Origin of the sequence: Neisseria dentiae (genome assembly GCF_014055005.1) — a bacterium.
Lineage (GTDB): Bacteria > Pseudomonadota > Gammaproteobacteria > Burkholderiales > Neisseriaceae > Neisseria > Neisseria dentiae.
In genome coordinates this window covers 1088612-1113152 of sequence record NZ_CP059570.1, presented here as the reverse complement: position 1 = coordinate 1113152, position 24541 = coordinate 1088612, and the positions used below count along the sequence as shown (strand labels likewise).

Sequence of the window (24541 nt, the reverse complement as noted above, 5' to 3'; positions counted from 1 at the left end):
TAACTACAGGAAGAAAATCATGCAAGTGAAAAACGAAGCCATGTTGATTACCTATGCCGACAGCCTGGGTAACAATCTGAAAGATTTGAAAAACGTGTTGGAAAAACACATGAAGGGCGTGATCGGCGGCGTGCACATCCTGCCGTTTTTCCCGTCTTCCGGCGACCGCGGTTTCGCACCGATGGACTACACCAAAGTCGACCCCGCATTCGGCGGCTGGGAAGACGTGAACGCACTGGCGAAAGATTACTACCTGATGTTCGACTTTATGGTAAACCACATTTCCGCCCAATCGCCTTATTTCCAAGACTTCCAACAGAAAAAAGACGATTCCGAATGGCGCAACCTGTTTATCCGCTATAAAGAATTCTGGCCGGGCGGCGAGCCGACCGAAGAGCAGGTGGATTTGATTTACAAACGCAAACCCCGCGCGCCTTACCGCATGGCCGAATTTGCCGACGGCACCAGCGAAAAAGTGTGGTGTACCTTCGATGAGCAACAGGTAGATTTGGACGTTACCCACCCCGTTACCAAAAAATTTATCAAAGACAACCTCGAATTTCTGAGCAAACAGGGCGCGGCGATTATCCGCCTTGACGCATTCGCCTATGCCAACAAAAAAATCGGCACCAACTGCTTCTTCGTGGAGCCGGAAATTTGGGAAACCCTGAAAGAATGCACCGATGTGCTCGACGCGCACAACGTTACCGTGCTGCCGGAAATCCACGAGCACTACACCATCCAGCTCAAAATCGCCGAGCATGATTATTACGTTTACGATTTCGCCCTGCCCATGCTGGTGCTGCACACCCTGTTCAGCGGCAATGTCGACCGCCTCGTGCATTGGATGGAAATCTGCCCGCGCAAACAGTTCACCACCCTCGACACCCACGACGGCATCGGCGTGGTGGACGTGAAAGACCTGATGACCGACGAAGAGTGCGAAGCCACCCGCGAAGCCCTCTACGCACAAGGCGCCAACGTGAAGAAAAAATATTCCAGCGCCGAATACAATAATCTCGACATCTACCAAATCAACTGCACCTACTATTCGGCTTTGGGCAACAACGACCAAGCCTATATTCTGGCGCGCGTGCTGCAATGTTTCGCCCCCGGCATCCCGCAAATCTATTACGTGGGCCTGCTCGCCGGCGAAAACGACATCGAATTGCTGGAAAAAACCAAAGAAGGCCGCAACATCAACCGCCACTACTATTCTTTGGAAGAAATCGACGAAACCGTGAAACGCCCCGTAGTGCAGCAGCTTTTCAACCTGCTGAAATTCCGCAACACCTCCAAAGCCTTCGACGGCGAGTTCTCCGTGAAAGCGTTGGGCGAAAAAGAGCTGGAAATCGTGTGGAACAATGCCGCCGAAGGCGTGTCGGCCAAACTGGTTGCCAACACCGGCGATAAAACCTTCACCATCACCGAAACCGTGAACGGCGAAAGCAAAGAAATCACGCTGTAAGCAGCACGGCAAACGTAAGGTAAAGGCCGTCTGAAAGCATTTCAGACGGCCTGAGGCCTTTGCAAAAAAGCCGCTTTAATCCTGAATATATTATATTTCGTCATACCCGGGCTTGACCCGAGTATCTCTTTTTCTTCTAAAACAAAAAGATGCTCGGGTCAAGCTCGAGCATGACGCAAGTGTTTTAAGGTGCTTAAAAGAATTTTGCAAAGGCCTCGGCCTTTTTATGTTTTCTGTGTTAGCTATATAACCAAATACAACAAGCATAAAACCAAGCATTCTTTCCTTTTTTCAGACGGCCTGTATAAAGTAGCGCCGTTAATATTCCCGCTAAGGAACCATCATGACCGCAACCCGCCTGTTTTCTTTCTCCGCACTGTTCGGAACCGCCCTGGCCCTGTCGGCCTGTTCGCCGAAAGCCGAAGAAAAGCCCGCCGCATCCGCTTCCGCCGCTGAAAACCAAAGCGCAACCGGCAACGGCATCAAGCTTCTGAACGTGTCTTACGATGTGGCGCGCGATTTTTATAAAGAATACAACCCGCTGTTTATCAAAGAATATCAAGCCAAACATCCGGGTGCCGAAATCAGCGTGCAGCAGTCGCACGGCGGCTCGAGCAAACAGGCGCTGGCCGTAGCCAACGGCTTGCAGGCCGATGTGGTTACCATGAACCAAACTTCCGATATCGAGCTTTTAGAGAAAAAAGGGCTGGTGAAGGCCGACTGGCGCAGCCGCCTGCCCGATAACGCCGTGCCGTTCACCAGCACCACCGTGTTCCTCGTGCGCAAAGGCAACCCCAAACAAGTGCGCGATTGGGCGGATTTGGCCAAAGACAACCTGCAAATCGTGATTGCCAACCCGAAAACCACCGGCAACGGCCGCTATGCCTTTCTCGGCGCGTTCGGTTACGCGCTCAAAGCCAATAACGGCGACGAAGCCAAAGCCAAAGAATTTACCGCCAAACTGCTGAAAAACGCCCCCGTGTTTGAAAACGGCGGCCGTGCCGCCACCACCACGTTCACCCAGCGCAACATCGGCGACGTGCTGATCACCTTTGAAAACGAAGCCAACCACGTGAGCCGCGTGCTGGCGCCCAACCAGTTTGAAATCGTGTATCCGAGCTACACCATTCTGTCGGAAAGCCCCGTGGCAGTAGTGGACGGCGTGGCGGAGAAAAAAGGCACCGAAGCGGCGGCGGCCGAATACCTGAACTATTTGTGGAGCGAACCGGCGCAGGAATTGGCCGCCAAACTCTACCTGCGCCCGCGCAATGCGGCGGTGCTCGAAAAGCATAAGGCCGACTTCCCCGCCATCGAAACCTTCAAACCCAACGATGTGTTCGGTTCGTGGGAGGAAATCATGAAGAAATACTTTGCCGACGGCGGTGTGGTTGATCAATTGTCGGCCAAGAAATAACAGAATTTTTATCGTAACCCAGAAAATAAAACAGGCCGCCTGAAACGTTTCAGACGGCCTAAACGACTTGTAAAGGTTTCGGCCTGATATTTTATGAAATTCAAATTGGCTTTAAAACAGTATGCCATACCCAGTTTGATTTTTCTTAAGTTGCTTGATTATATACAGGGTTCCAAGTCTTGGCTAAATAATAAGGCCGTCTGAAAAGGTGAACTGCACCCCAAAAATTGGACACCCCCTCCAACTTTAAAAGGTGCAGTTTTCTTATGTCCAAATATAACCTACACTTCAAATACCGAGCCGTACCCCATTACCACCAAGTGCACAGCCAACAGCGCACCGCAGAGCACTTCAACGTCTCACGCACCCACCTGCGCCGTTGGATAGCCGCCTACCGGCAAGGCGGTATCGCCGCACTCCAACACCCGCAGGCTGCCTCTATGAAGACCAAACGCAAAAACCCGTTTATCGCCGACAAACCCGACCACGAAAAAACCCGGGCGGAACTGATTGAAGAGTTACGTTACATGAGGGCGGAGAACGACTACCTAAAGCACATGAAAACCCTCAACGAAAAGGAAGCGGCCGCCGCCAAAGCTGCGAAACCGTCCAAACGCTGAGGGCAAAGCACCCGCTGAAATACCTGCTGCACAGTGCCGGCATTCCCAAAAGCAGTTTCTACTACCACACCGGCAAAACCGATCCCGATACGGCGGCCAAAACCGCAGTGAGCGAAGTCTACCGCCGACACAAAGGCCGTTACGGCCACCGGCGGATTGCCGCCGTATTGTCGTGGAACAAAAAGAAAGTACAGCGCATTATGGGTTTGTTGGGACTGAAAGCCAAAGTCCGCAGTAAAAAAACCTACCGTCCGCAAACAGTGGGAGAGGCTTCGGACAATATTCTCAATCGTGAGTTTACCGCCGGCAAACCGGCAGACAAATGGCTGACCGATGTGACGGAGTTCAAATGCACAGACGGGAAGCTGTACTTATCGCCGATATTGGATGTGTTTAATCGGGAGATTGTGGCCTATTCTTTAGGCCGCAGAGCAAACAGTAAAATGGTGGCGCAAATGTTGGACCAAGCATTCGGCCGTCTGAAAGGCCAAACGCCGCTGCTGCATTCCGACCAGGGTGTGCTTTACCGCACCGAGGCTTATCGAACGAAATTGGCTGAGAAAGGGATTGTGCAAAGTATGTCGCGCAAAGGCAATTGTTGGGACAATGCGCCGATGGAGAGTTTTTTCGGTACACTGAAAACGGAGAGTTTCTATCAGGAAGGTGCGCTGTCGGTGGCGGAGCTGACAGAGGTAATAGATGATTACATACATTACTACAATCATGAACGGATTAGTTTAAACTTGAAAAAGCTGAGTCCTGTCGGCTACAGAACCCAGCTTGAAAAGGCTGTTTGATAAAGATTCTTAACTTGTCCAAGTATTGGGGGACAGTTCACTTTCAGACGGCCTTTGGCTTGATAGGGGCGCGGCGCGTTCAGTTGCAGACTATCTTAACCGCCAGCCCGCCTTTCGAGGTTTCGCGGTATTTCGCGTTCATGTCTTTGCCGGTTTCATACATGGTTTCGATAACTTTATCCAAATCCACGCGCGGAGTGCCGGTGCGGCGCAAGGCCATTCTGGCGGCGTTGATGGCTTTTACCGAGCCGATGGCGTTGCGCTCGATGCAGGGCACTTGCACTTGCCCGCCCACGGGGTCGCAGGTTAAGCCCAGATTGTGTTCCATGGCGATTTCTGCGGCGCAGCATACTTGCTGGGGTGTTCCGCCGAAGATTTCGGCCAAGCCGGCGGCGGCCATGGAGCAGGCGACGCCCACTTCCCCTTGGCAACCGACTTCGGCGCCGGATATGGAAGCGTTCATTTTGTAGAGCGAGCCGATAATGCCGGCGGTAAGCAGATAGCGGTTGACCGTGTCTTGCGTAAGCGGGGCGACGAATTTGTGGTAATACATCAATACGGCGGGCACGATGCCGCATGCGCCGTTGGTGGGTGCGGTTACCACCCGCCCGCCGGCGGCGTTTTCCTCGTTGACGGCGAGGGCATACATATTGACCCAGTCGATAATCTGCATGGGGTCGTTTTGGAGCGATTGGTTGGCCGAAAGCCAGCGGTGCAGGCTGTTGGCGCGGCGAACGACTTTCAGCGGCCCGGGCAGCACGCCTTCGGCGGATAAGCCGCGTTCGATGCAGTCGGACATCGTTTGCCAGATGTATTGCAAATAGGCGTTCACTTCGTCTTTGCCGCGCAGGGCGGCTTCGTTGCGGAACATCAGGCTGGAAACCGAAATGTCGTGGTCGTTGCAGTGTTTTAAAATATCCGCCGCGCTGCGGTAAGGGTAAGGCACGTTAGGCGGTTCTTCTTGGGCCGAGTTAAAGCCGTTTTCGTTCACGATAAAACCGCCGCCGATGGAATAATAGGTTTGGCGGCAGATTTCGCGGTCGTCTGAAAAAGCGGTAAGGGTCATGCCGTTTTCGTGCAGCGGCAGAAATTCGTTGTGGAACACCATATCTTCTTGGTAGTGGAAGCGTATGCTCTGTTTGCCCAATGCGATTGCCAACCTGCCGCTTTCTTTGACTTCGGCGATAAATTTCGGAATCAAATCAATATCTACGTTGTCGGGCAGATAGCCTGCCAGCCCCATGATAATGGCGGTGTCGGTGCCGTGCCCGCGGCCGGTTAGCGAGAGCGAGCCGTACACTTCGGCACGGATGCGGTCGGTTTCGTGCAAAAGGTTTTGCGTGATCAATTCGTCGGCAAACTGTTTTCCGGCCTTCATCGGGCCTACCGTATGCGAGCTTGAAGGGCCGATGCCCACTTTAAACATATCGAAGATGCTGATCATGGTGTTTTGGGTTTCCGTATGTGTGTGTTATGTTTTTCAGACGGCCTCATGGCGCAATCATGGCGCGTTTCGCGGATTCTATCAAGCACGGCATAAGCAGATCGGATACGGCGCCGTTCCGATATATAATACCGCACCGCAATATCCCCGTAAGCCGCAGGCCGAACATGAACAAACTGATCCGCCAAGAAATTTTCGAGCGTTTCCGCACCGCCAATCCTCACCCCACCACCGAGTTAAACTTTAACAGCCCGTTCGAGTTGCTGATTGCCGTGCTGCTTTCGGCGCAGGCCACCGATGTGGGCGTGAACAAAGCCACGGCGAAACTTTTCCCCGTTGCCACCACGCCGCAGGCCATGCTGGATTTGGGTTTGGAAGGCGTGATGGAATACACCAAAACCATCGGCCTTTATAAAACCAAATCTAAACACATCATCGAAACCTGCCGCATTCTGCTGGATAAATACAACGGCGAAGTGCCGCAAACCCGTGAAGAGTTGGAAGCCTTGCCCGGCGTGGGGCGCAAAACCGCCAACGTGGTGCTGAACACGGCTTTCGGCCAGTTGGCGATGGCGGTGGACACGCATATTTTCCGCGTTGCCAACCGCACCAGAATCGCGCCGGGCAAAAACGTGCGCGAAGTGGAAGACAAACTGATGAAGTTGGTGCCGAAAGAATTTCTGCTCGATGCCCACCACTGGCTGATTCTGCACGGCCGCTACACCTGCAAGGCGCAAAAACCTTTGTGCGAACGCTGCATTATCAACGATTTGTGCGAATATCCGGCTAAAACCGTGCCGTAGCGTTTTATTGCCCGCAGGCCGTCTGAAAAATATTTTCAGACGGCCTGAGGCCTTTGTAAGTCGTTTAGGCCGTCTGAAACATCCGATTATCGTTATTCCTGCCTATGCAGGAATGACGGGACACAAACGTTTTCAGGTTTAAATTGGTTTTTTTGCAAAGGTTCCGGCCTGTTTGCCGCCGCAGAATTATAGGCGCGAACGGGTAGAATATGAAACATAGTGGCTTAAATTCAACACATACAGCGTTGCCTCGCCTTGCCGTACTTAATCTGTACTGTCTTCGGCTCGGCGCCTTGTCTGTGTTGAATTTAAGCCACTATAAAATAGCTTTCGCCCAAACCGCTTTTCTTTTTGAAAAACTTAATCTATGACTACCGAAAACCGCCGCCCGCTTTCTTCCCGCAACAGCCGTTTCGCCCAATCGTTTGCCCATTGGCTGGCGGCAAACAAAGTGCTCACGCCCAACCAGATTTCCTGCTTGGGCATGGTGTTTGCCGCCATCGGCGCGCTGCTGTTGGGTTTCAGCGCACAGCCGCTTGCCTGGGTTATTACGGCGGTGATGGTTCAGTTGCGTTTGTTGTGCAACCTGTTTGACGGCATGGTGGCGGTGGAGGGCGGTTTGAAAACGCCTGCGGGCGATTTGTTTAACGAACTGCCCGACCGTTTTTCAGACAGCGTGCTGCTGATTGCGCTGGGCTATGCGGCTGGCTGGCCGGCATGGGGTTGGCTGGCGGCGCTGCTGGCGGCGGGCACGGCTTATATCCGCGTGTTCGGCGGCAGTTTGGGGCTGCCGCAGAGTTTTCGCGGGCCGATGGCCAAGCAGCACCGCATGGCCGTGCTCACCGCCGCCTGCCTGCTAGGCACGCTGGAAATGTATTATTGGCAAAGCGTTTATGTGTTGCGTGTTGCTTTGTTGGCGGTGGCCGCAGGCAGTGCGCTGACGTGTTGTTACCGTATCCGCGATATGGTCGGATTGTTGAAAAACCGCTGACATCAGGCCGTCTGAAAGAAGCGGCGGCCGATTGTGTGTTCAGACGGCCTGAGACCTTTGCAAAACCCAAAAAAGTTTATCTGCCGTCATTAGCTTCGCAAGTCCGCTGCGCTATCCCCGTATAGGCGGAAATCCAGACGCTTGGAACCCAAGTATTTGTTTAATCGATACTTAAATTTTTCTATCTGGATTCCCGCCTGCGCGGGAATGACGAAATCAAACATTTCAGACGGCCCGAAGGCAGTTTGCAAAGGTCTCGGCCTTTAATTTCTGTATAACGGCATACGCGCCGATGCCGCAGCGGTAAAACGAAGATTTTGTATAGCGGGAATCCAAAAGGGAGAAACATGGAATTTCTGAAAAAACATCTTGCCTGGTTAACCGACCAGGGTTTGTGCCTGTTTGTGTCGTTTTTAACCGGCGTGAGGCCGAAAGCGGCAGGCAGCCTGGCTTTCAACCCCGAGAAAAAAGTGTATTACGCCAACCACGGCAGCCACGGCGATTTCGTGTTGGTGTGGATTTCGCTGCCGCGCCGCTGGCGTATGCGCGTGCGGCCGGTGGCCGGTGCCGACTATTGGCTGACCAACCGCCTGAAGCGTTTCATTATCAGGCGCGTATTCAACGCTCTGTTGATTCCGCGCAACGGCGGCAACCCGCAGGCGGTTACCGAACAGATGACCGAAGCGCTGCAAAACGGCGATTCGCTGATTATTTTCCCCGAAGGCACGCGCAACACCGATGACGATGTGGTGCTGTTGCCGTTTAAAAGCGGCATCTACCACTTGGCGGCGGCCAATCCCGATGTATGTTTTGTACCGATGTGGATCAACAACATCAACCATGTGCTGCCCAAAGGCACGTTTCTGCCCGTGCCGCTGCTGTGCGACGTGAACATAGGCGAAGCCGTGCGCCTGCATGAGGGCGAGGGCAAAGAAGCCTTTTTGAAACGCAGCCGTAATGCTTTGCTCTCGCTGGCGCCGCCCGAAAAACAGCAGGCGTGCCGACAACAAGAGGAGGGCGCGGTATGAATCCGTTTGTTTCCACCGTTTCGCCGCATATTCCGCCGCAGGCCGGCTGGATTTTCACGGGCATATTCGCCGTGCTGGTGTTGGCCAGCGTTATCGGGCAGTGGCTGAAACGCAAAAAAGGCACGGGCAACGCCACCATCGCCAACCTCAACGCCCGCGTGTATGCGTGGTGGGTGATGACGCTGGTGCTGCTGCTGGCTTTCTGGTTCGGCAAAACCGGCACCGTGATTCTGTTTTTTCTGATTTCGTTTGCGGCGCTGCGCGAGTTTCTCACGCTGGTTTATAAACGCCGCAGCGACTACAACGTGATGCTGGTGTGTTTTTATGTGTTGCTGCCCGTGCAATATTATTTCGTTTACACCGAATGGTACGGCATGTTTTCAATTTTTATTCCGGTTTACGGCTTTTTGCTGCTGCCGATTATCGCCAGCCTGAGCGGCAAAACCGAAGACTTTCTGCAACGCACCGCCAAAACACAATGGGCGGCGATGATTGCCGTTTTCTGCCTCTCGCACGTTCCGGCGTTGATGAACCTGCGCTTGGAGGGCTTTGCGCCCGGGCAAAACGTGTTGCTGCTGATTTTTATGATAGGCGTGGTGCAGTCGAGCGACGTTTTGCAATATATTTGGGGCAAAACCATAGGCAGGCGCAAAATCATGCCCGCTCTCTCGCCTTCCAAAACCGTGGCGGGCACGGTGGGCGGGATTGCCTCGGCCACGCTGCTGGCCGTGCTGATGGCGCCGATTACCCCGTTCACAGCCTGGCAGGCCGGCTTAATCGGTTTGATTATCTGCCTGATGGGCTTTTTCGGCGGCCTGGTGATGTCGGCCATCAAGCGCGACCACGGTGTAAAAGACTGGGGCAATATGATTCAAGGCCACGGCGGTATGCTCGACCGTGTGGATTCCATCTGTTTTGCCGCACCGGTGTTTTTTCATATCGTGCGGTATTTTTGGAACGGTTAGCGGACGTTATAAAAATGCGTTCAGGCCGTCTGAAAAGGTGATTTGAAGCTTTTCAGACGGCCTGAACGCATTTTGTATGGCGAATCCACACTTCGGCACAAGGCAGCAAGCCACCGGCAGTACAGATATAGTTAAACCACTTGTTTAGTAACAGTTTCGTCATACTCGGGCCAAGCCCGAGTATTGCGCGTGTGCTTTTTCTTAAGTGGATTAGATATAAAGACTGTTTCACAATTGCCGCTGCGGTTCATTGCCCGCGCAAAAACAACGCGTCCAATTCTTTCAGCGTAAGTTTCACCCAAGTGGGGCGGCCGTGGTTGCACTGGTTGCTGCGGGGGGTGTTTTCCATATCGCGCAACAGGGCGTTCATTTCGGGCAGGGTCAGGCGGCGGCCGGCGCGGATGGATCCGTGGCAGGCCATGGTGGAGAGGATTTGGTTTTCGCGCGCTTCGACTGCGCGGCTGCTGCCGACTTGGGCGATTTCGCGCAGCATGTCGCGGGCGAGGGCTGCCACGTCGCTTTTGCCGAGCATGGCGGGCACGGCGCGCACGGCGATGGTGTTGCCCCCCATGTCGGACAGCTCCAATCCGAACGGGCGCAGGGCTTCGCCGTGGTCGGCGAGGGCGGCGGTTTCTTCGTGGCTGGCCTGAAAGGTTACGGGCAGCAGCAGCCGCTGGCTTTGCAGGCTGCCGAGTTTTTCGCGCTGGGCTTTCATTTTTTCGTAGTTCACGCGCTCGGCGGCGGCGTGCATATCGATGAGCAGCAGGCTGTCTTCGGCTTGGGCGAGAATATAGATGCCCAGCAGTTGGGCGATGGCGAAACCCAAAGGGGGGCTGTTTCCGGCCTGCGCTGCTTCGCCGTTGCCGGTGTCGCGGGCGGTTTGGTGGCCGTCTGAAAAAGCAGGCGGCGCATTACCGCCGAAGCGCGCCTGCTCGAATTGGCTTAATTCGATGTCGTCGTCGGTTTCGGTGCGGCGGTAGAGTTCGGCATAGGTGTCGAGTGCGGCGCGGCTTTCCTGTAACGACAAGCCGCGCTGCGCGGGCGCACGGGCGGCGGAATAGGGTGCGGGTGCGGATTTTGCGCCGCCGAAGCCGCCAAAGGTTTGCTGTTGCGGTGCGGCTTGCAGGCCGCTTGGGGATGAACCGTGCGGGAACGATGTTTCCGAAAGGTTTTCCGGGCTTTCAGACGGCCTTTGGGTTGCCAGCCCCAAAATGCTGCCTGCGTTGCCGACGCTTTCGGTTTGGTCGGCGCGGGTGGCGGCCAGCGCTTTATCGAGCGTGTGGAACACGAGCTGGTGCACGGCCTGGCTGTCGCGGAAGCGGATTTCGGTTTTGGTGGGGTGCACGTTTACATCAACCGCTTCGGGCGGCAGGTCGAGAAACAGCACGAATGAAGGGGTAACGGCGTTGTGCAGCACGTCGCGGTAGGCTTGTTTGACGGCGTGCAGCATCACTTTGTCGCGCACGAAGCGGCGGTTGACGAAGCAGTATTGTTTGTCGGCACGGCCTTTGGCAAAAGTGGGTTTGGCGATGGCGCCGTAGAGGTGCATGGTGCCTGCGCCGCTGTCGATTTCGATGGAGGCCGTCTGAAAATCTTGGCCGACAATGGCGGCAATGCGCTCGTTTTGGCTCTGCACGGGGTATTTGAATACCTGTTTGCCGTCGCGCTTGAGCGAAAAGGCGATGTACGGGTGCGCCAGCGCGAGGCGCTCGAGCATGGTGGCGCAGTGGGCGTATTCGGTGTTTTCCGATTTCAAAAACTTGCGCCGCGCGGGGGTGTTGAAAAACAGTTCGGCCACTTCCACGGTGGTGCCGACGGGGTGGGCGGCGGCGGCGGGGCTGCTGAGTTTGCCGTCTTCGGCTTTCACTTGGTTGGCGTGTGCGCTATCGGGCGTGCGGCTGGTAAGTGTGAGGCGGCTCACCGAGGCGATGCTGGCCAGGCCTTCGCCGCGGAAACCCATGCTGGCAACGTGTTCCAAATCGCTGAGGGTTTGGATTTTGCTGGTGGCGTGGCGGTGCAGGGCGAGGGCGATATCGTCGGCGTGGATGCCGCTGCCGTTGTCGCTCACGCGGATTTGGCGTATGCCGCCGCCGGAAAGCTCCACTTCTACCGCCGTGGCGCCTGCGTCGATGCTGTTTTCAACGATTTCTTTCAGCGCGTTGGCGGGGCGTTCCACCACTTCGCCGGCGGCGATTTGGTTGACAAGATGATCGGGCAGGGCGGCGATGCGTTTCATGTGCGGCTTTCTGTTGCAAAGTTGGAACGGGTGGGCGGATTATAGCGCAAAGGCCGTCTGAAAACTTTCAGACGGCCTGAGAGGCGGTTGTTTGCGCTTAATTGCTCAACACGTCCACGCCTTTGGGTGGCGTGAAAGAGAACGCGCTGCGCGCGAGGTTGGGTTTCATGTTGACGTTGTTGAAGCGGATGGTGGTTTCGTTGCCGAAGCTGTCTTTCAACTGCATGGCGGCCAGCGCGTCGCCTTTGAAGCCGATGCGGATATATTGGTAGCCCGCGTTGTTTTTCTTGGGCAGCGCGCGCACATAATCGATGCCGCCGGCAGAGCCGTCTTCTTTCAGCGAATAGCTGCTGTCGAGCGCGGATTTGTTAGACAGAATCGCGGCGGGGCTGTCGCCTATGGTTTGGTCTTGCGATGATTTGGTTACCTGTGCCAGATCGACATCATAAAGCCAGATGGTTTTGCCGTCGCCCACAATGGTTTGCTTGTAGGGGCTGGTATATTGCCATTTGAACAGGCCGGGGCGCAGAATCTGGAACGTGCCGTTGGTGGTTTGGGTTTTCTTTTTGCTCTTTACGGTTTGGGTAAAGCTGCCGCTGATACCGTCGGCATCGGCGTTGAATTTTTTCAGCGCATCGATTGCGCCTGCGTGCGCGCTGCCGATGCCTAAGGCAAGCATAGCGGCGAAAGTGGCGAACATTTGTTTTTTCTGCATAGTGAAATATTCCTTTCAGGAAGAAAATCAATCTGATTCCCGCAGATTGGTAAGGCGTATCTTAAGCCTTCGGGCGGGAAATACAATACTTTGGTGTGCCGCAAAACGCGGCTTGTTCCTGTGTAAAGGCCGTCTGAAAACCTAAATGCTTATAGGCAGGCGCAAAACGGCCCGCTGTTTAACCTGAATTTAAAGCCCGTTTACCGTTATAATGTATCACATGAATACAACACAATCCGTTTTTCCCGCGCTTTTATCTGCGTTAAACGAATGCGATCCTGAAGCAAAATGCCGTTTAACCGATGAAATATCCGCCGCTTTTTCAGACGGCCTGCTGGATAACGCGCCCGCAGAAGCCCCCGAAGATTTCCGTTTCGCCGGACGACCGGCCAAGCCCCGGCTGGTGCCGGCCAATGCCGTGCGCCCGCGCAAAATGAATACGCCCGAAGGCTACGCGGCGATGCTGCACGCAATCTGCCACATCGAATTCAACGCCGTGAATCTGGCGCTCGATGCGGCCTACCGCTTCCGCACCCTGCCCGCAGCATTTACCGCCGACTGGATACGCGTGGCTCAAGAAGAGGCCGGCCATTTCAGGCTGATGCGCGCGCGCTTGCAGGCGCATGGTTTTGATTACGGCGATTTCGAGGCACACAACCATTTGTGGGACATGGCCTATAAAACCGCATTCGACCCGCTGCTGCGCATGGCCTTGGTGCCCCGTGTGCTCGAAGCGCGCGGGCTGGACGTTACCCCCGCCATCCGCGCCAAAGTGGAGCAGAAAGGCGATGCCGAAACCTGCGCCGTGCTGGATATTATCTACCGCGACGAAGTGGGCCATGTGCAAATCGGCAATCATTGGTATCAATATCTGTGCGCCGAGCGCGGTTTGGAACCGGTGGCATTGTTCCGCATGCTGATTTCGCGCTACGACCTGTTTATTTTCAGGGGTTATGTGAATATCGAAGCGCGCGAACGGGCGGGCTTCAGCCGTTTCGAGCTGGATATGCTGGAAGATTTCGAGCGCGGATTGGGGCGGGGATAAACGGAAACCGGCGGGTTTTGCATGATATTTTGAAAGCTTTGGAACCTTTGCAAAATTGTTCAGATATGCAGTAAATATTTCCCTGTCGTCATTCCCGCGCAGGCGGGAATCCAGACTTCAGATTTTCAGGAATATTTTGAGATTACAGCAACCCCAAACCTTTGGATTCACGCCTGAGCGGGAATGACGGCATGGGGTTTCTTAGTTGAATTCACTATAAAAATATTCAGGCCGTCTGAAAACTGCGCTTCGCTTGTTTTCAGACGGCCTGAAAGCCATATCAAACCGGTTATCGGTTTAAAACGGTTTTACAGCGGCCAATGCAGCGCGGGGTTGCTTTCGATCACGGCTTTAAACTGGTTTTGAATGCGGCCGATGGCTTCTTCGCTGTCGGCTTCGAAACGCAGCACCAACACGGGCGTGGTATTGGAGGCGCGCATCAGGCCGAAGCCGTCGGCGAACTCTACGCGCAGGCCGTCGATGGTGATGATTTCGGCGGCACCGTCGAATTTTGCGGTTTTCGCCAATTCTTCAATCACTTGGTGGCCGTTGCTGCCTTCGGGCAGGTCGATGTTGATTTCGGGGGTGGAAATGCTTTGCGGCAGGGCGTTGAGCACGGCGGAGGGGTTGTCGGAAGCGGATAGGATTTCCAACATGCGGCAGCCTGCATAAAGGCCGTCGTCGAAGCCGAACCAGCGCTCTTTAAAGAAGGTGTGGCCGCTCATTTCGCCCGCCACCAGCGCGCCGTTTTTCTTCATCGAAGATTTGATGAAGCTGTGGCCGGTTTTTTCCATAACCGGTTCGCCGCCGTGTTCGCGTATCCACGGTGCCAAGAGGCGGGTGGATTTTACGTCGAAAATCACTTTCGCGCCGGGGTTGCGGCTTAAGACGTCTTGGGCGAACAGCATCAGTTGGCGGTCGGGGTAGATGATGTTGCCTTCTTTGGTTACCAGGCCCAGGCGGTCGCCGTCGCCGTCGAAAGCCAGGCCGATTTCGGCATCGCTGTTTTTCAGCTCGTTAATCACGTCTTGCAGGTTTTTGGGCTTGGCGGGGTCGGGGTGGTGGTTGGGGAAGTTGCCGTCAACATCGCAGAAGAGTTCGGTTACTTCGCAGCCGAGCGCGCGGTAGAGCGTGCCTGCGAATGCGCCGGCCACGCCGTTGCCTGCGTCGGCAACGATTTTCATCGGGCGTTTGAGCTTGATGTGGCCGACGATGGTTTCGAGATATTGCGGGAAAATGTCTTTTCCGCTCACGCTGCCTGCCGCTGCGCCGCTGACGAAGCGGTCGTTTTCGATGGCGGCGAGCAGTTCCTGAATGGCTTCGCCCGCCAGCGTGTCGCCGCCGAGCATCATTTTGAAGCCGTTGTAGTCGGGCGGGTTGTGGCTGCCGGTAATCATCACGCCGCTGCCGCCGCATTCCTGAATGGCGGCGAAATAGAGCATGGGCGTGGCAACCATGCCGACGTTGAGTACGTCGATGCCGCTTTCGGTGAAGCCGCGCGAGATGTTTTCCATCAGCTCGGGGCCGCTGAGGCGGCCGTCGCGGCCGAGGGCGATTTTTTTGATACCTTGTGCGGCGGCGCGGGCGGCGATGGCCTTGCCGATTAGGTAGGCGGCTTCGTTGGTGAGGGTTTTGCCGACGATGCCGCGGATATCGTAGGCTTTGAAGATGTCGCGGGCGATGGTTGCCATGATTTTTCCTTTGTTGAGTTTTATAAACAGAAGCTTGGCCGATTGTAGCACAGCACGCTGAGGCCGTCTGAACGCATTTGGGCTTTGCTGCGTTTGTTTTCAGACGGCCTTTGATGTAGCTTAAGTTATCGGGCTGCGTTTATTTAACCGCATAATCCAGCACGAAGCGTGCGCTTTCGTCTTGCGCGAGCAGGGTGGTGAGGGCGGGCAGGGTTTCCTGCAACTGCTGTGCCAGCAGGTAGGGCGGGTTGATAACGAACATGCCGCTGCCGTGCATGCCGAAGCCGTCGGCGCGCGGCGCGTGCACATAAAGCTCGGCCTGCAAATAGTTTTCGGGCGAAAGTTTGCTTAGCTGCTGCGGCAGTTTGCGGCTCTCTTCGCGGCTCAGGCAGGGATACCACACTAAATAGCAGCCTGATTCGAAACGTTTTTGCGCTTCTTTTAAAGTGTGCGCCACGCGCGCGTAATCCTGTTTTTCTTCGTAGGGCGGGTCGATAAGCACCACGGCACGGCGGGTCGGGGGCGGCAGCAGGGAAATCAAACCCTGATAGCCGTCGGCCTGCATGATTTGGCCGCGCCTGCCCAAGCGGGCTTCCTGCATATTGTGCTGCAAATGTTTGAAATCGGCCGGATGCAGCTCAAACAGGCGCAGCTTGTCGGCAGGGCGGGTTAATGCCTGCGCTAGCCACGGCGAGCCGCAATAAAGGCCGGGCTGCGGCAGAATGCTTTTCAGACGGCCTGCAAACGCTTGCAGCGGCTCGGGCAGTTGCCGCGCCTGCTGCAAACGCCCGATGCCTTGTTTGTATTCGCCCACTTTCTGCGCTTCGCTGCCGCCCAAATCATACAAACCCGCGCCGCTGTGGGTGTCGATATACCAATAAGGCTTGTCTTTGCGGTTGAAATATTCGAGCGTGAGGTAGAGCACGAAATGTTTAAGCATATCGGCATGGTTGCCGGCGTGGAAAGCGTGGCGGTAGCTGAGCATGAAGAGGCCGTCTGAAAAGGTGGGAAAACGCGATTTTAAATGAAGCGGCCGCCAAGGGGTAGGCTCGGCGCGCGCCGTGCGTTTGAGTAGGCGCAGGGGCAAATCTGCGGTAAGATACGCAGGATTTTTTATTCAGTTTTTCAGACGGCCTGATGTTTCGTTTCGAGGCCGTCTGAAACCGTTTAACCCATTGCAGAAACCACTATGAAAACCGCAGAACTCCGCCAAAAATTCTTAAAATTCTTTGAAAGCAAAGGCCACCAGATTGTGCCTTCCTCTTCGCTGGTGCCGCACGACGACCCGACGCTGCTGTTCACCAACGCCGGCATGAACCAATTTAAAGACGTGTTTCTCGGCTTCGACAAACGCCCCTACAACCGCGCTACCACCGCGCAAAAATGCGTGCGTGCCGGCGGCAAACACAACGACCTTGAAAACGTCGGCTACACCGCCCGCCACCACACCTTCTTTGAAATGATGGGCAACTTCTCGTTCGGCGACTATTTCAAGCACGACGCCATCAAATTCGCTTGGGAATTCCTCACCAGCCCCGAATGGCTGAACCTGCCCAAAGAAAAACTGTTGGCCACCGTTTACGCCGAAGACGACGAAGCCTACAACATCTGGCTCAACGAAATCGGCCTGCCCGCCGAAAAAATCATCCGCATCGGCGACAACAAAGGCGGCCGCTACACCTCCGACAACTTCTGGCAGATGGGCGACACCGGCCCCTGCGGCCCCTGCACCGAGATTTTCTACGACCACGGCGAGCATATCTGGGGCGGCCCTCCGGGAAGCGCCGAAGAAGACGGCGACCGCTTTATCGAAATCTGGAACAACGTATTCATGCAGTTCAACCGCGACGAGGCGGGCAATATGAACCCGCTGCCCAAACCCTCGGTGGATACCGGCATGGGCTTGGAGCGCATGGCCGCCGTGATGCAGCATGTGAACAGCAACTACGAAATCGATTTGTTTGAAAACCTGCTCAAAGCCGCCGCCCGCGAAACCGGTGTGGCCTTCAGCATGGATATTCCCAGCCTGAAAGTGATTGCCGACCACATCCGCGCCTGCTCCTTCCTGATAGCCGACGGCGTGATGCCAAGCAACGAAGGCCGCGGCTATGTGTTGCGCCGCATCATCCGCCGCGCCGTGCGCCATGGCTACAAACTCGGCCAGAAAAACGCCTTCTTCTACAAACTGGTGCCTGATTTGGTCAAAGAAATGGGCGATGCCTACCCCGAGTTGAAAGAGCGTCAGGCGCAAATCGAAGAAGCATTGAAAAACGAAGAAACCCGTTTCGCCCAAACATTGGAAACCGGCATGGCTTTGCTGGAAAACGCGCTGGCCGATGACACCAAAACACTGGGCGGCGAGGTTATTTTCAAACTTTACGACACCTACGGTTTTCCCTACGACCTGACCGCCGACATCTGCCGCGAGCGCAATATCGATATGGACGAAGAAGGCTTCAACCGCGAAATGGAAGCCCAGCGCGCCCGCGCCCGCGCCGCGCAAAACTTCAAAGCCGACACCCAACTGGCCTACGAAGGGCAGGACACCGAATTCACCGGCTACACCGAACGCCAAACCGAAGCCAAAATCCTCGCCCTCTATAAAGGCAGCGAGCCGGTGGAAGAATTGGCCGAAGGCGACAGCGGCGCCGTGGTGCTCGACCGCACCCCGTTCTACGCCGAAAGCGGCGGCCAAATCGGCGATGTCGGCTATATTTCCGCCGGCGGCAACCGTTTCGAAGTGCGCGACACACAAAAAATCAAAGCCGCCGTACACGGCCAGTTCGGCATCGTGGTTTCAGGCCGTCTGAAAGTGGGCGACAGCATCACCGCCGAAATCGACAACGACATCCGCAACGCCAATATGCGCAACCACAGCGCCACCCACCTGATGCACCAAGCCCTGCGCGACGTGCTCGGCAGCCATGTCGAACAAAAAGGCTCGCTGGTAACCGCCGAAGTAACCCGCTTCGATATTTCACACCCGCAGGCTGTTAGTGCCGAAGAAATCGCCGAAGTCGAGCGCCGCGTGAACGCCGCCATTCTCGCCAACGTCGAAGTGAAAGCCGCGCTGATGAGCATGGAAGAGGCACAAAAAACCGGCGCCATGATGCTGTTCGGCGAAAAATACGGCGACGAAGTGCGCGTGTTGCAGATGGGCGATTTTTCCACCGAATTGTGCGGCGGCACCCACGTTTCCCGCACCGGCGACATCGGCCTCTTCAAAATCATCAGCGAAGGCGGCATCGCTGCCGGCATCCGCCGCATCGAAGCCATCACCGGCCTGAACGCCCTCAAATGGGCGCAAAGCCAAGAGCGCTTGGTGTGCGACATCATCGGCGAAGTGAAAGCGCAAACCGAAAAAGACGTGTTGGCCAAAATCCAAGCCCATGCCGCGCAAAGCAAAGCATTGGAAAAAGAATTGGCCAAAGCCAAAGCCGAACTGGCGGTACACGCCGGCGCCAAACTGCTGGACAACGCACGCGATTTAGGCGCAGCCAAACTGGTGGTTGCCCAAATCGACGCTGAAGCAGGCGCCCTGCGCGACATCGTTACCGACCTTGCAGGCAAATCCGACAACGCCGTGATCCTGCTGGCAGCGGTAAACGACGGCAAAGCATCGCTGTGCGCGGGCGTGTCCAAGCCGTTGACGGCAAAAGTGAAAGCCGGCGACTTGGTGAAATTCGTTGCCGAACAAATCGGCGGCAAAGGCGGCGGCCGGCCGGATTTGGCACAGGCAGGCGGAACCGAAGTGGGTAAACTGCCCGAAGCGCTGGATAGCGTAGCAGATTGGGTCGGCGGCAAGCTGGCTTGAATAGGAGGGTAATTGAATAGGCCGTCTGAAACTTTTCAGACGGCCTAATAGCTGTTTATTAAAAAATTTTATGGAGATAAACGATGGATCCCCTAGCTATTGCTGGTGCATTCGCTAATATCATTAGTTTAATTGGAATGTTTAAAGCTGAAAGACACCAGGCATCAGAAAATGAATATGAAGAATTTTTAGAATGGTTAGAGACTAATAGGCATACTGAAATTTTAGAGGCTATAAGTTCTAATAAAAATTTAGTTTCAGGTCTGGGAGAACTTCTAAATCAGAATCATCAAGAGTTACTGAACAAAATTTTGCAATTGGATAGTCTATTATTGCATTTAGCTTCCCATATAAATGGGTTTTCTCAACTCGCTAATGCTTTTCCTAGAAATAACTCAATTTCAAATCAAGCGATGTCTATCCTAAGGCAATTACATGAATCGGGAGGTAGTTTTTTCCTTGAGATTAAAACGATGGGAGGGCACCATTTTCAAATAATGGATAGGCAAGGAAATGGTAGAATTAAACTTGAGGAACCTAGATTTATTGAAGATGATTTGCGCCAATTATGTTCATTAGGGCTTCTTCACAAAGATTATAATGGGAAAGGAGCAAGACTATTTTACATCACAAGGTCGGCTGCTGAATTGTTTCCGGAAAGTTAATATCAAACCATTTTTATGAAAGCTTTTAAGTATCAGAATATTATAATAACTTTCTGTCTGAAAATAATTTCAATCATAAAGAGTAGATATTTTGTCGGGTTAGGCTTTTACCTTAACCCGACTTGCGGTGATTCTACTGTAACCCAACGCTAAACAGCCTCCGTCATACTCGGGCTTGACCCGAGTATCTTTATTGTTTCAAAGGAAATAGCAGATACTCGGGTCAAGCCCGAGTATGACGAAGAAGACATTTAAAAATATTTGTTGTAAAGCTTTCGGGTGTTTCAGCTAGCGTTTATCGCCATCATCGCCGTTATCGTCCTGATTATCGTCGCTGCGGTTGTTATCGTCGTCATCGCGGCCGTTATCCCGATTATCTCCGTTCCCATCATCATCGCGGTTGTCGTTGTTGCGATTCTCATCTCCATCATCGCGCTCGTCACGATCGTCGCTTTGCTGATACTGCGAGCCGTTGTCGCGGTCGGTTTCGTTATCGCCGCCGCAGGCGCCGAGGCTGAATAGGGCGGCAAGGCAGAGCAGCCAGAGTTTTTTGCTTGGGGTCATTTCGTTTCCTTTGTGTTTGTTGAAGGCAAGTTTTAACTGTGATAAAGGCGGTTTGGAAAAGTTCATTTTCCGTGGTTTGCTATCGGGCAGCAGTCTGAGACCTTTGCAAAAAAGCCAATTCAAACCTGAAAACGTTTGTATCTCGTCATTCCCGTGCAGGCGGGAATCCAGCCTTAAAACCATCAAGTGTTTTATTTCAATAGCTTATGAAAAAAACTGACTGAATTCCCGCCTGCGCGGGAATGACGATAATCGGATGTTTCAGAAGGCTCAAACGAATTTACAAAGGTCTCAGCCTGCCTGAACAGGTTGGCGGCAGATGTGGCTTGGGTGTTTTTTATAAAAGCAACCCCGCTCATGGTTTGTGTTTTATAATTCAGGCCGTCTGAAAACAAGCGAAGCGCAGTTTCTGCGATGTTCTAAAAGGTTTCAGACGGCCTGAGCCTTTTAAATTGATTTAATTTGATAAACGTTTATGTCTTATACCATTACCCTTGCTCCCGATAATGCCGCTTTTACCGCAGAAGCGGGGGAGCCCATTCTCAATGCCGCCAAGCGGCAGGGTTTGAATCTGCCGCATTCGTGCCAAAGCGGCATTTGCGGGCAGTGCAAAGCCGAGCTTGCCGGCGGCGAAGTGGCGCAGGGCGCGCATGCCGAGTTGGCGTTGAGCGCCGAAGAGGCGGCGCAAGGCAAGATTTTGATGTGTTGCGCGGTGCCGCAAAGCGATATTGTGCTGAAAGTGCCGGGCTATAACGGTGCGGCCATGCCGCCGGTTAAAACTTTCCCCGCGCGGGTGGCGTCGGTGGTTTACGGGCACGATGTGGCGGTGTTGACGCTGGCGCTGCCCAAAGCGCCGCCATTTGCGTTTTTGGCGGGGCAGTATATCGATATTTTGCTGAAAAACGGCCAAGTGCGCAGTTATTCGATTGCCAACAGCCCGGCGCAGCCCGAAAGTTTGGAGCTGCATATCCGCAAGCGCGAGGGCGGTTTGTTTTCGGGGATGCTGTTCGGCGAGGATGCGTTGGTTAAGGAAAAGGCGATTTTGCGCGTACGCGGCCCGTTGGGTACGTTTACGCTGCAAGAGGGCGGCAAACCGGCGATTCTGATGGCCACGGGCACGGGCTTTGCGCCTATCCGCAGCATTTTGCAGCAGATGGCGGAAAACGGCGACACGCGCGCGGTGCATCTTTATTGGGGCGCGCGGCACGAGGCCGATTTATACCGTTTGCAGGAAGCGGCGGATTTGGTTGCGCAGTTGCCCAACGCCCGCTTTACGCCGGTGCTTTCCCGTGCTGATGCGGGCTGGCAGGGGGCAACGGGGTATATCCAAGCCCATGTTGCGGCCGATTATCCCGATTTGTCGGGTTATGAGGTGTATGCCTGCGGTTCGTTGGCTATGATCGAAGGGGCGCGGCAACAGCTTGTGGCACAATGCGGCCTGCCTGCCGGCGCGTTTTTTTCGGACGCGTTTTCACCTGCGGTTTAACGGCTTCTGTTTTTGATATAGGTTATTTATTGTTTAATAAATACCGGCAAACCGCTTGGCGGCCGGCAAATTTTGGTAGAATGCAGCGTTTTATTTTCAAATGTTTCTTTAGCGGCGGCAGAGGCCGTCTAAAAACAGTGATTTAGGAGCGTAGTATGTCAGACAAACTGATTTTGGTATTGAACTGCGGCAGTTCTTCTTTGAAAGGCGCGGTATTGGATAACGACAGCGGCGAGGTTTTGCTGAGCTGCCTGGCCGAAAAACTGAACCTGCCCGATGCGTATATCACGTTTAAATCCAACGGCGAAAAGCGCAAAGTGGATTTAACCCGCCACCCCGACCACACCGGTGCGGTGGAAGCGCTGATGGAAGAATTGAAAGCCCACGGCCTCGACAGCCGCATCGCGGCGGTCGGCCACCGTGTGGTCAGCGGCGGCGAGCTTTACAGCGAATCTATCGTGATTACGCCCGAAGTGGTGGACGGCATTGAAAAATGTATTCCGCTGGCTCCGCTGCACAACCCTGCCAACTTATTGGGTATCCGCGCTGCGCAAAGCATCTTCAAAGGCCTGCCGAATGTGGCCGTGTTCGACACCGCTTTCCACCAAAGCATTCCCGAACACGCCTACACCTATGCCGTGCCGCGCGAGTTTTACCGCAAATACGGCCTGCGCCGCTACGGCTTCCACGGCACCAGCTACCGCTTTGTGGCCGACGAAACCGCCTGTTTCCTGGGTAAAGACAAAAACAGCCTGCGCATGGTGATTGCCCACTTGGGCAACGGTGCGTCGATTGCCGCCGTTGCCAACGGCGAGTGCCAGGACACCAGCATGGGCTTAACCCCGCTGGAGGGTTTGGTAATGGGCACCCGCAGCGGCGACGTTGACCCGAGCGTGTTCTCGTTTTTGGCCGAAAACGCCAATATGAGCATCACCCAGATTACCGATATGTTGAACAAAAAATCGGGCCTGCTGGGTATTTCGGAATTGTCTAACGACTGCCGCACCATCGAAGAAGAAGCGGGCAAAGGCCACGAAGGCGCGAAACTGGCGCTGGAAGTATTTGCCTACCGCTTGGCCAAATACGTTGCCTCTATGGCGGTTGCCGCCGGCGGTTTGGACGCTTTGGTGTTTACCGGCGGCATTGGCGAAAACTCCAATCTGGTCCGCAGCAAAGTGTTGGGCTATTTGGGCTTCTTGGGTTTGACCGAAGACAAACAGGCCAACGAAAACGCCCGTTTCGGCAATGCCGGCGTGATTACCGCTGCCGACAGCAAAGCGCTGGCGGTGGTGATTCCCACCAACGAAGAGTTGATGATCGCCCACGACACCGCCCGTTTGAGCGGCCTGTAATAAATACCCGGCGGCATCCGCCGGTAATAAAAAACCCTGCGTTAAGCAGGGTTTTTTATTGGCGTTGTGTTGCGTAAACCTGAATCCGGCCATCAATAAACAGCTTTGCCTTGGTTGTCGGTGATGGTTTTCCACTCGGCGCGCACCAACTCTTTTACGTTGTCGGGCAGCGGCACATAATCGAGTTTGGCGGCAGCTTCGTTGCCGTTTTTGTAAGACCAGTCGAAGAAGTCGAGCACGGCTTTTGCCTGCGCGGGGTTGTCGGCTTTTTTATGCACCAGAATAAAGGTGGCGGCAGCCAGCGGCCAGGCTTTTTCGGCGGGCTGGTTGGTTAGCACGAGGCTGAAACCGGGAATGCTTTTCCAATCCACGTCGGCCGCTGCGGCAAAGCTTTCCTGCGAAGGCTGCACAAATTTGCCGGCCGCGTTCTGCATTTGCACATGCGCCATATTGTTTTGTTTGGCGTAGGCATATTCCACATAGCCGATGGAGTTTTTCACACGGTTCACATAAGTGGACACACCTTCGTTACCCTTGCCTGCGGTGCCCGAATCCGAAGTGGGCCACTTCACGGTGTTGGCCGCGCCCACCGTGTCTTTCCATTTGGGCGACACTTGGCTCAGATAAGTGGTGAAGATAAAGCTGGTGCCCGAGCCGTCTGAACGGAATACGGTGGTAATCGGCGCGTCGGGCAACACCAGAGAGGGGTTTAAGGCTTTGATTTTCGGGTCGTTCCATTTTTTGATGTCGCCCAAATAGATGCCGGCCAGCACTTCGCCGGTGAGCTTCAGGTCACCCGCCACGATGCCGTCCACATTCACCACCGGCACCACACCGCCGATTACGGTGGGAAACTGCACCAAACCCTGTTTTTCCAACTCTTCGGCTTTCAAGGGAGAATCGGAAGCGCCGAACTGAACGGTTTTGGCGCTAATCTGTTTCACGCCGCCGGAAGAGCCGATAGACTGATAATTCACCTTGCCGCCGGTGGCCGCTTGGAAAGCCTGCGCCCATTGCACATAAACCGGCTGCGGAAACGATGCACCCGCGCCGGTAATGTTGAGCACGGCGTTTTCGGCGTTTGCCGCCGCGTTTTGCTGCTTGGCCTGCGGCGGGGTGGAATCGCTGCCGCCGCAGGCGGTCAGAACCAAGGCGGTGGCAGCGGCAACAGCTAGAATGCGGATTTTCATGCTTCTCTCTCTTTCTTTTGTTTAAAAGGTAAAGGTGTTGGTGTTTAACCGATGCGGGCAGTTTAAACCGCTTTTGTTTCAGCTTTATGACAGCGGCGGGCGGTTTTGTAAAAAAACCATTTTATAGCGGATAGATAAAGAGGCCGGGGCCTTTGCAAAACTTATTGAGGCCGTCTGAAATATTCAACCATCGTCATTCCCGCGTAGGCGGGAATCCAGTCGTTTTCGTAAACTATTGAAATAAAATACTTAA

Annotated in this window: 20 protein-coding genes; 13 read left to right on the top strand and 7 right to left on the bottom strand. The window is 54.5% G+C overall.

Annotation, left to right across the window (positions count from 1 at the left end; genetic code table 11):
- Nucleotides 1-19 precede the first annotated feature (19 nt).
- The 4 genes from gtfA (at nt 20) to H3L92_RS05255 (ending at nt 4299) form a co-directional block, all read left to right on the top strand.
- On the top strand, nt 20-1468 hold the full coding sequence (gene gtfA, locus H3L92_RS05270; protein WP_085364832.1) for a sucrose phosphorylase: 1449 nt from the start codon (nt 20-22) through the stop codon (nt 1466-1468).
- Nucleotides 1469-1826: 358 nt separating this feature from the next.
- Nucleotides 1827-2882, top strand: coding sequence for a sulfate ABC transporter substrate-binding protein (locus H3L92_RS05265; protein ID WP_372338540.1), 1056 nt, complete (start codon nt 1827-1829; stop codon nt 2880-2882).
- A 266-nt stretch (nt 2883-3148) separates the two neighbouring features.
- The gene (locus tag H3L92_RS05260) at nt 3149-3502 is read left to right on the top strand and encodes a helix-turn-helix domain-containing protein (RefSeq protein WP_115336317.1); all 354 of its coding nucleotides are present in this window, start codon (nt 3149-3151) and stop codon (nt 3500-3502) included.
- Nucleotides 3499-4299 (top strand): IS3 family transposase, encoded by an 801-nt coding sequence (locus H3L92_RS05255; protein WP_115336316.1) that lies wholly within the window; start codon nt 3499-3501, stop codon nt 4297-4299. Before H3L92_RS05260 ends, H3L92_RS05255 begins: the two co-directional genes overlap by 4 nt.
- Before the next feature lie 79 nt (nt 4300-4378).
- On the opposite strand, the gene H3L92_RS05250 is transcribed toward H3L92_RS05255, so the two are convergent.
- The gene (locus H3L92_RS05250; protein ID WP_085364835.1) at nt 4379-5743 is read right to left on the bottom strand and encodes an L-serine ammonia-lyase; all 1365 of its coding nucleotides are present in this window, start codon (nt 5741-5743) and stop codon (nt 4379-4381) included.
- Nucleotides 5744-5910: 167 nt separating this feature from the next.
- On the opposite strand from H3L92_RS05250, the gene nth reads away from it, so the two are divergent.
- The 4 genes from nth to H3L92_RS05230 all read left to right on the top strand — a co-directional run bounded on the left by nth (nt 5911) and on the right by H3L92_RS05230 (nt 9530).
- The gene (gene nth / locus H3L92_RS05245) at nt 5911-6546 is read left to right on the top strand and encodes an endonuclease III (protein WP_085364836.1); all 636 of its coding nucleotides are present in this window, start codon (nt 5911-5913) and stop codon (nt 6544-6546) included.
- A gap of 367 nt (nt 6547-6913) precedes the next feature.
- On the top strand, nt 6914-7537 hold the full coding sequence (locus tag H3L92_RS05240; RefSeq protein ID WP_085364837.1) for a CDP-alcohol phosphatidyltransferase family protein: 624 nt from the start codon (nt 6914-6916) through the stop codon (nt 7535-7537).
- A 347-nt stretch (nt 7538-7884) separates the two neighbouring features.
- A complete protein-coding gene (locus H3L92_RS05235; RefSeq protein ID WP_085364838.1) occupies nt 7885-8565 on the top strand; it encodes a lysophospholipid acyltransferase family protein in 681 nt (226 codons plus the stop codon).
- Entirely contained in the window at nt 8562-9530 is a 969-nt protein-coding gene (locus tag H3L92_RS05230) for a phosphatidate cytidylyltransferase (RefSeq protein WP_085364839.1), read from the top strand. Before H3L92_RS05235 ends, H3L92_RS05230 begins: the two co-directional genes overlap by 4 nt.
- A gap of 247 nt (nt 9531-9777) precedes the next feature.
- Here the strand turns inward: H3L92_RS05230 and mutL are convergent, their stop codons facing one another.
- Complete coding sequence (gene mutL, locus H3L92_RS05225) at nt 9778-11766, bottom strand: DNA mismatch repair endonuclease MutL (RefSeq protein WP_085364840.1); 1989 nt, start codon at nt 11764-11766, stop codon at nt 9778-9780.
- Between the two features lie 97 nt (nt 11767-11863).
- Entirely contained in the window at nt 11864-12481 is a 618-nt protein-coding gene (gene lolA, locus H3L92_RS05220; RefSeq protein ID WP_085364841.1) for an outer membrane lipoprotein periplasmic chaperone LolA, read from the bottom strand.
- 220 nt (nt 12482-12701) lie between these two features.
- On the opposite strand from lolA, the gene H3L92_RS05215 reads away from it, so the two are divergent.
- Entirely contained in the window at nt 12702-13526 is an 825-nt protein-coding gene (locus tag H3L92_RS05215) for a ferritin-like domain-containing protein (RefSeq protein WP_085364842.1), read from the top strand.
- Nucleotides 13527-13834: 308 nt separating this feature from the next.
- Here the strand turns inward: H3L92_RS05215 and H3L92_RS05210 are convergent, their stop codons facing one another.
- Entirely contained in the window at nt 13835-15217 is a 1383-nt protein-coding gene (locus tag H3L92_RS05210) for a phosphomannomutase/phosphoglucomutase (RefSeq protein ID WP_085364843.1), read from the bottom strand.
- A 139-nt stretch (nt 15218-15356) separates the two neighbouring features.
- Nucleotides 15357-16202, bottom strand: a complete 846-nt coding sequence (locus tag H3L92_RS05205) for a 23S rRNA (adenine(2030)-N(6))-methyltransferase RlmJ (protein WP_085364844.1) — start codon at nt 16200-16202, stop codon at nt 15357-15359.
- Between the two features lie 204 nt (nt 16203-16406).
- Here H3L92_RS05205 and alaS point away from each other — a divergent pair, with 204 nt between their 5' ends.
- Together alaS and H3L92_RS05195 are read left to right on the top strand one after the other, a co-directional pair.
- Entirely contained in the window at nt 16407-19031 is a 2625-nt protein-coding gene (gene alaS / locus H3L92_RS05200) for an alanine--tRNA ligase (protein WP_085364845.1), read from the top strand.
- A gap of 83 nt (nt 19032-19114) precedes the next feature.
- The gene (locus H3L92_RS05195) at nt 19115-19696 is read left to right on the top strand and encodes a hypothetical protein (protein ID WP_085364846.1); all 582 of its coding nucleotides are present in this window, start codon (nt 19115-19117) and stop codon (nt 19694-19696) included.
- Nucleotides 19697-19984: 288 nt separating this feature from the next.
- Here the strand turns inward: H3L92_RS05195 and H3L92_RS05190 are convergent, their stop codons facing one another.
- Nucleotides 19985-20260, bottom strand: a complete 276-nt coding sequence (locus H3L92_RS05190; RefSeq protein ID WP_147286736.1) for a hypothetical protein — start codon at nt 20258-20260, stop codon at nt 19985-19987.
- A 475-nt stretch (nt 20261-20735) separates the two neighbouring features.
- On the opposite strand from H3L92_RS05190, the gene H3L92_RS05185 reads away from it, so the two are divergent.
- Together H3L92_RS05185 and H3L92_RS05180 are read left to right on the top strand one after the other, a co-directional pair.
- Nucleotides 20736-21746: a 2Fe-2S iron-sulfur cluster-binding protein gene (locus H3L92_RS05185; RefSeq protein WP_085364848.1), complete on the top strand. Its 1011-nt coding sequence runs from the start codon at nt 20736-20738 to the stop codon at nt 21744-21746.
- A 155-nt stretch (nt 21747-21901) separates the two neighbouring features.
- A complete protein-coding gene (locus H3L92_RS05180; protein ID WP_085364849.1) occupies nt 21902-23098 on the top strand; it encodes an acetate kinase in 1197 nt (398 codons plus the stop codon).
- Between the two features lie 92 nt (nt 23099-23190).
- Here H3L92_RS05180 and pstS read toward each other — a convergent pair whose 3' ends face one another.
- Entirely contained in the window at nt 23191-24288 is a 1098-nt protein-coding gene (pstS, locus tag H3L92_RS05175; RefSeq protein ID WP_085364850.1) for a phosphate ABC transporter substrate-binding protein PstS, read from the bottom strand.
- Nucleotides 24289-24541: the final 253 nt, after the last annotated feature.